General features: G+C 70.4%; 7 protein-coding genes. 2 read left to right on the top strand and 5 right to left on the bottom strand.

Annotated features, from left to right (window positions below):
- From EIO58_RS09485 to EIO58_RS09470, 4 genes are all read right to left on the bottom strand, one after another.
- The coding region (locus tag EIO58_RS09485) for a VOC family protein (protein ID WP_205789196.1) at positions 1-653 on the bottom strand (653 nt) is incomplete at its 3' end.
- Between the two features lie 44 nt (positions 654-697).
- Entirely contained in the window at positions 698-2260 is a 1563-nt protein-coding gene (gene hpaE / locus EIO58_RS09480) for a 5-carboxymethyl-2-hydroxymuconate semialdehyde dehydrogenase (RefSeq protein ID WP_127819332.1), read from the bottom strand.
- 60 nt (positions 2261-2320) lie between these two features.
- Entirely contained in the window at positions 2321-3022 is a 702-nt protein-coding gene (locus tag EIO58_RS09475) for a GntR family transcriptional regulator (RefSeq protein WP_127819331.1), read from the bottom strand.
- The gene (locus tag EIO58_RS09470) at positions 3019-4590 is read right to left on the bottom strand and encodes a fumarylacetoacetate hydrolase family protein (RefSeq protein ID WP_205789198.1); all 1572 of its coding nucleotides are present in this window, start codon (positions 4588-4590) and stop codon (positions 3019-3021) included. Before EIO58_RS09470 ends, EIO58_RS09475 begins: the two co-directional genes overlap by 4 nt.
- Positions 4591-4713: 123 nt before the next feature.
- Here EIO58_RS09470 and EIO58_RS09465 point away from each other — a divergent pair, with 123 nt between their 5' ends.
- Positions 4714-6096 carry an MFS transporter gene (locus EIO58_RS09465; RefSeq protein ID WP_127819329.1) on the top strand — a complete coding sequence of 461 codons (1383 nt, stop codon included), beginning with the start codon at positions 4714-4716 and terminating at the stop codon, positions 6094-6096.
- A 259-nt stretch (positions 6097-6355) separates the two neighbouring features.
- On the opposite strand, the gene paaI is transcribed toward EIO58_RS09465, so the two are convergent.
- Positions 6356-6772: a hydroxyphenylacetyl-CoA thioesterase PaaI gene (paaI, locus tag EIO58_RS09460; protein WP_127819328.1), complete on the bottom strand. Its 417-nt coding sequence runs from the start codon at positions 6770-6772 to the stop codon at positions 6356-6358.
- A gap of 107 nt (positions 6773-6879) precedes the next feature.
- Here paaI and EIO58_RS09455 point away from each other — a divergent pair.
- The coding region (locus EIO58_RS09455) for an enoyl-CoA hydratase/isomerase family protein (protein WP_164861610.1) at positions 6880-7428 on the top strand (549 nt) is incomplete at its 3' end.

Below are 7428 nucleotides of genomic sequence, written 5' to 3'. Positions count from 1 at the left end.
CGGCGCATCCACGCGGCGTACACGGTTCCCGTGTCGTCCTGGATGTCTTCGGTGACGCGGAAGCCGAGGTCCTGCATGAATTTCACCGCGCGCGGCACGTCGGGCGTCACCTGGTTGAAGTGGTCGAGGCGCACGAGGGCGCCCGGCGTGTAGAGGTCGTAGCGCCACGCGAGGCGCTCGACGTGCTCGACGTCGTGGAAGAACTCGTAGGGGAACCCGAGCGGGTCGATGACGCGCACCGAGTCGCCGATGCCCTTCGTGAACCCCTCCGGGCTGCGGCGCACCTCGCAGCCGAGCTCGGTGTAGAAAGCGACCGCCTTGTCGAGGTCTTCGGGCGTGCGGACGCGGTACGAGAACGCGGCGACCGCCGCGACGGGGCCCTGGCGCAGCACGAGGTTGTGGTGGATGAACTCCTCGATCGACCGGAGGTAGACGGTGTTCTCGTCCTCCTCGGTCACCACGAGGTTCAGCACGTCGACATAGAACTGACGGGATGCGGCGAGGTCGGTCACCACGAGCTCCATGTACGCGCAGCGGAGGATGTCGGGCGCGGGGCTCGTCGGGGTGGGCACCGGGTCGTCGGTGTGGATGGGCGCCTCCTGGCTCACGTAGAACCCCGAGGAGGTGAGGGTCATGTCTTTGCGGTCGGTCATTTCACGTCCTTGCGTGTCAGGTCGAGGGGAACGGATGCCGCGGCTCAGGCCTGCAGCTTGCCGGCGGCGTCGGTCTGCTCGGCGTGGGGCTCGGCCTTGCCGAAGGTGGGGTTGTGCGCCGGGCCGAGGGTGATGTGCACGGCCTGCTGATCGGTGTAGAAGTCGATCGAGCGGTAGCCGCCCTCATGCCCGAGGCCCGAGGCCTTGACGCCGCCGAACGGGGTACGCAGGTCGCGCACGTTGTTGGAGTTCAGCCACACCATGCCCGCCTCGATGCCTCCCGAGAAGTTGTGTGCGCGCCTGAGGTCGTTGGTCCACACGTATGCGGCGAGGCCGTACCTGACGCCGTTGGCGAGTTCGAGCGCCTCCTCGTCGGTGTCGAACGGGGTGATCGCGACGACGGGTCCGAAGATCTCCTCCTGGAAGATCCGGGCGTCGGGGGCGACATCCGCGAACACCGTCGGGCGCACGAAGTTGCCGGTGCCGAAGCCGTCGGGGCGGCCGCCGCCCGCGACGAGCCGCGCCTCGGTCTTTCCGATCTCGATGTACGACATGACCTTGTCGTAGTGCTCGGGATGCACGAGCGCGCCGACCTCGGTCTTCGGGTCGTGCGGGTAGCCGACGATCACGCGATCGGCCTGCGCCGCGTAGCGCTCCACGAACTCGTCGTACACGGAGCGCTCGACGAGGATGCGCGAGCCCGCGGTGCAGCGCTCGCCGTTGAGCGAGAACACCCCGAAGATCGTGGCGTCGATGGCCGCCTCGAGGTCGGCGTCGGCGAACACGACGGCCGGGCTCTTGCCGCCGAGCTCCATCGACAGGCCCTTGAGGAAGGGCGCCGCGTTGCCGAAGATGATCTGCCCGGTGCGGCTCTCGCCGGTGAAGGAGATGAGCGGCACCTCGGGGTGCTTCACGAGGGCGTCTCCGGCATCCTCGCCGAGTCCGTTCACGAGGTTGAAGACACCCTGGGGGAGTCCGGCCTCCTCGAAGATGCCTGCCCACAGCGACGCCGACAGCGGTGTGAACTCGGCGGGCTTGAGGACGACGGTGTTGCCGGTGGCCAGCGCGGGGCCGAGCTTCCACGACTCGAGCATGAAGGGCGTGTTCCACGGCGTGATGAGTCCGGCGACGCCGATCGGCTTGCGATTGACGTAGTTCATCTGGCGGCCGGGAACCTTGTAGGCGTCATCGGCCTGCGCCACGATCAGGTCGGCGAAGAACCGGAAGTTCTCAGCCGCCCGTCGCGCCTGGCCGAGCGCCTGCGTGATGGGCAGGCCCGAGTCGAACGACTCGAGCTCGGCGAGCCGGGCGTCGCGCGACTCGACGATGTCGGCGATGCGGTGGAGCACCCGCGAGCGCTCGCGCGGCAGCATCCGCGGCCACGGCCCCTCGGCGAACGCACGGCGCGCGGCGACGACGGCGCGGTCGATGTCGGCCTTCTTGCCTGCCGCGGCCTGGACGTAGGTCTCGTTCGTGACCGGGTCGAGCACGTCGAACGTGTCGCCGTCGGCCGAGCCTGTGAACTCGCCGTCGATGTAGTGCTGAATGTGCTCGGGCAGGTCGTCGGGGACGTGCCGCGCGTCCAGAGCGGTCGTGGTGCCGGTCATGGGGTGCTCCTTCGTGGGGAGGGGGATGGTGACGGATGCCGGCGCCCCGGCACTCGGAGGTCAGAACGCCGGCAGGCCCAGGGCCTCGTCGGGGTGCTCGTGGATCATGTACGCGTCGAGGGTCGCCGACCGGTGCCGCCGGGCCGCCTTCTCGATCTCGCCGAGCGGGGCGCCCGATTCGATCAGCTGGATGATGTTCTCGTGCTCGCGCACGGACTCGGCCGCACGGCCGGGGACGAAGCTGAAGGTCGAGTCGCGCAGGTGTCCGAGTCGCGCCCATTCGCCGTTCACGAGCTCGAGCATGCGCGGGTTGGCGCACTTCGAGAACAGCGCCGCGTGGAACTCCTGGTTGAGCGCGGTGAACGCACGCGGATCGAAGTGCTCGAGCGTCTCGATCATGAGCTCGTTGATGCGGCGGGCGTTGCGGATGTCGTCGGCGGTGAGCCGGCGGGCCGCGAGCGCGGTCGCGGCGCCCTCCAGGATCGACAGCGCCTGCATGCTGAGCCGGTACTGCGAGTCGTCGACCATCGACACGCGTGCGCCGACGTTGCGCTCGAAGGTCACGAGCCCCTCGGCCTCGAGCTGGCGGATGGCCTCGCGCACCGGCACGACGCTCATGTCGAGGTCGCCGGCGATCGAGCCGAGCACGAGGCGGTACCCGGGCGTGAACTCCTGCTTCGCGATGCGCTCCTTGATCCAGTGGTACGCGCGCTGCGACTTGCTCTGGCTCGGGGCCTCGCGGCCCGTCTCGAGGTCGGTCATCGGTCGCCTCCGTCGTCTGCGTCGTAGCGCGCTCGCCACTGCGCGTTCATCGGGAAGAGCCCCTCGACCGGATGCCCCTCCGCGACCCGCTGGGCGATCCAGGCGTCCTCGTCCTCCTGCGCGAGCGCCGCGTCGACGACCTCTTCGACGATCCCGCGGGGGATCACGACGACGCCGTCGGAGTCGCCCACGATGACGTCGCCGGGCTCGACCGTCGCGCCACCGCAGGCCACCGCGACGTCGGTGTCCCACGGCACGTGCTTGCGCCCCAGGACGGCGGGGTGGGCGCCGGCGGAGTAGACCGGGATGCCGACCGCGGCGACGGCCGAGGCATCCCTCACCCCTCCATCGGTCACGATGCCGGCCGCGCCCCGCGCGTGCGCGCGGATCGCGAGGACGTCGCCGAGGGTGCCCGAGCCGCTCTCGCCGCGCGCCTCGATCACGATGACCTCGCCCTCGCCGACCGCGTCGAACGCGCGCTTCTGCGCGTTGTAGCCGCCGCCGTGCGACGCGAACAGGTCTTCGCGGTTGGGCACGAAGCGCAGGGTGCGGGCGGTTCCGACGAGCTTCGCGGCGCCGGCTGGGGAGGCTGGATGCAGCGACCGTACGCCGTCGATGTGCACGTTGTTCAGCCCCCGCTTGCGCAGCTGCGCCGACAGCCCCGCGACGGGGGCGGCCCCGAGCTTCGCCCGCAGCTCGTCGCCGAGAACAGGACATCTGACGGAGGCAGGAGAATCTGCCGCCGATCCTCCTGTATCCGTCAGATGTCCTGATTCTGACGAGTGCGCTGCGGGGAGCCCCGCGGCCTCCGGCGATCCCCAGGCCTCGGCGCGCTGCAAGTCGTCGACGGCGGGCATAGAACCCAGCTCCGGGTCGAAGGGCACCTCGCCCTCGACGACGGTGGTCACGAGCCGGCCCGAGGACGGGCCGCCCGGCACATCGACCTCCACCTCGACGACGTCGCCGGGGGCTGCCACCGACGACCCCGCCGGCGTGCCGGTCAGGATCACATCGCCCGGCTCGAGCGTAAAGTGCTGCGAGAGGTCTGCGACAAGCTGCTCGAGGGGGAAGATCATGCCCGCCGACGTGTCGTCCTGCACCACGACGCCGTTGAGCCAGGAGCGGATGCGCAGGGATCGTGGGTCGACGCCGCGTGCGTCGATCAAGGACGGCCCGATCGGCGTGTAGCCGTCGCCGCCCTTGGATCGCACGTTCGAGCCCTTGTCGTTCGCGCGGAGGTCGTAGAGCCCGAAGTCGTTCGCGGCGGTGAGCCAGGCGACGTGCGCCCAGGCGTCGCCCTGGGCGACGCGGCGCGCGGGGGAGCCGATCACGAGCGCGATCTCGCCCTCGAACGCGAGCAGCTCCGTGCCTGCGGGCCGCTCGATCGTGCTGCCGGAGGAGGCGACGGAGCTGGACGGCTTGAAGAAGTACGAGGGATGCTGCGGCCGCCGTCCGCGCTGATCCGCACGCGACGCGTAGTTGAGGTGGATCGCGACCACCTTGCCGGGGCGGGCGGGCAGGGCGGCGAATCGCGGATCGGCCGCAGAACCCGCGGCCGTGGCATCCATCTCGTCCATGAGCATCCTCACTCTTGCGTCGTATCCGAAATCGTATATCATCGGTCCGACAAGCGGCAACCACGAAAGCGAGCGCCGCGACGACGACGTCACCCCAGACACAGGAGTCACCCGATGAGCACACCCCAGCCCGCACCGGGCTTCACCCCCACCGGCACGATCGCGGCCGCGGTCGATCGCCGCCGCGTCGTCTTCGCCACGGTCGTCGGCACGACCGTCGAGTGGTACGACTTCTTCATCTACGCCACGGCCGTCGGCCTCGTGTTCGGTGAGCTCTTCTTCGCCCCGCTCGGGGCAAACAGCGCGCTCATCGCGTTCGCCACGGTGGGCGTGAGCTTCCTGTTCCGCCCGCTCGGGGCGTTCCTCGCCGGCCACTTCGGCGACAAGTACGGGCGCAAGGTCGTGCTGATGTGGACGCTCATCCTGATGGGCGCCGCGACCGCGCTCATCGGCGTGCTCCCCACATACGAGGCGATCGGCATCACGGCGCCGATCCTGCTCGTGCTGCTGCGCATCCTGCAGGGCATCTCGGCGGGCGGTGAGTGGGGCGGGGCCGTGCTCATGGCCGTCGAGCACGCGCCGAGGCAGCGCCGCGGCGCGTTCGGTGCGTCGCCCCAGATCGGCGTGCCGCTCGGCCTGCTGCTCGCCTCGGGCGTCATGGCGCTCATGGCCATGATCGCGCCCGGCGACGCGTTCCTCGCGTGGGGCTGGCGCATCCCGTTCCTCCTCAGCGTCGTGCTGATCCTCGTCGGCTACTACGTCCGCCGTCGCGTCGAAGAGAGCCCGGTGTTCGCCGAGCTCGCCGAGCGCAAGGAGAAGGCGCGGATGCCGATCATCACGCTCTTCCGCAAGCACGCGCTCCTCGTCTTCATCGCGGCACTGGTCTTCGCCGGCAACAACGCGGTCGGCTACATGACGACCGGCGGCTACATCCAGGGGTACTCGACGAACCCTGAAGGACCCCTCGCGCTCGAGCGCGGGCCGGTGCTGTGGGCCGTCGCCGGCTCTGCGGTGACCTGGCTGCTCTCGACGCTCGCTGCCGGCTTCCTGTCGGACCGCATCGGACGCCGCTCGACCTACATCCTCGGGTGGATCCTGCAGCTCGTGGGCGTCTTCACGCTCTTTCCGCTCGTGAACACCGGCAACATCTGGCTGCTGTTCCTCGGCCTTGCGATCCTCACGATCGGCCTCGGCTTCACGTACGGACCGCAGGCGGCCCTGTACTCCGAGCTGTTCCCGGCGTCGATCCGCTTCTCGGGAGTGTCGATCTCGTACGCGATCGGCGCGATCCTCGGCGGCGCATTCGCGCCGACCATCGCGACCGCGCTCGTGCAGGCCACCGGCTCGACGGTCTCGGTGACGTGGTACCTCGCGGGCATGACCGTGATCGGCCTCATCGGCACGCTGCTGCTGCGCGACCGCAGCGGCATCCCGCTCGGTCCTGAGCACGAGGCCGAGCAGTCGGTGAGCCCCGTCCACGGGTTGTCGAAGGCCTGAGCCTTCCACGCGACGGCCTCGTCAGCTTCGGCGGTGGGGCCCCCTCGTTTTTGCGGGTGCTCTCGCGCGGTCGGTTCCCGCTTCCGCTGCTGCATGTTTCGGCCGCGCATGCAGGTTCGGGCAGCGCGACGGGAGTCGAATTGAGGGTGCTGGTGACGGTCCCCACGCCTCCTCCACGCGCCGCGCGAAGACTCCGCGCGCGTGGGGCCGCGCCACGGCACGACGTGTCGCGTGACGGGCCGGGCTTCCGCCGCTCGGCTCAGGGCTGCGGCATCCCGGTGACGCGCGTGCGACCCCTCACCTCGGCGACGACGCGCCCATCGGCCGTCGAGACCCGGACGTCGTAGATGCCCGACCGGCCCTCGAGCGTGCGGCGCTCAGCCACGGCTTCGAGCTCGTCGCCCTCGCGCGCGGGGGAGAGGAACGCGATGTCGGCGCCCGCGACGAGGGTCACGGCATCCGTCTCGTTGCAGGCCAGCGCCAGCGCCGTGTCGGCGAGGGCGAACACCAGGCCGCCGTGCGCCACCGCGAAGCCGTTCAGCATGGCGTCGCGCACGGTCATGAGCACGACCGCGTGCCCGGGTTCGGCCCGCGCGACCCGCATGCCGAGGGCAGCCGAGGCGGAATCCTGCGCGATCATGCGCCGGGTGTGCTCGGTCGCGTAGACGTCGTCCATGCCGGATCCTTCCCGCTCGGCGTTGAGCCGCGCGCGGCGCTGTGCGATCATCGTACAGAACGAGCGTTCAGTAATCCACGGCGCTCGCCGTCGACGATGACGAACGGATGCCGATGCCGACGATCCTGCGCGACGACCGCGCCGACCGCCTCTGGGTGCGCCTGCACCGTCCCGAGGCGCGCAACGCGATCGATCGCGCGATGATCGACGAGCTGCACGAGGTCTGCGACGAGCTCGAGCGCGTGCCCCGGATCCTCGTGATCGGCGGCACCGACGGGGCCTTCGCCGGCGGCGCAGACATCGCGGAGCTCCGCGACCGCACGCCCGCCGACGCGGTCGAGGGCATCAACTCGCGGCTGTTCGACCGCATCGCACGCCTGCCGATGCCCGTGATCGCCGTAGTGGATGGCTGGGCTCTCGGCGGCGGAGCCGAGCTCGCGTACGCCGCGGATTTCCGCGTCGCAAGCGATCGTGCCCGGTTCGGCAGCCCCGAGCCGTCGCTCGGCATCGTGCCGGCGGCCGGCGCGACCTGGCGCCTGCCGCGGCTCGTCGGCGAGCCGCTCGCGAAGCATATGCTGCTGGCCGGGCGCGTGCTCGACGCGCACGAGGCGCTCGCTGCAGGGCTCGTGGTGTCGGTGCACGAGCCCTACGCCCTC

It is taken from the genome of Microbacterium sp. CPCC 204701 (assembly GCF_004010105.1).
In the GTDB taxonomy this organism is placed as follows: Bacteria; Actinomycetota; Actinomycetes; order Actinomycetales; family Microbacteriaceae; genus Microbacterium.
This window is presented reverse-complemented; position numbering and strand designations above follow the sequence as displayed.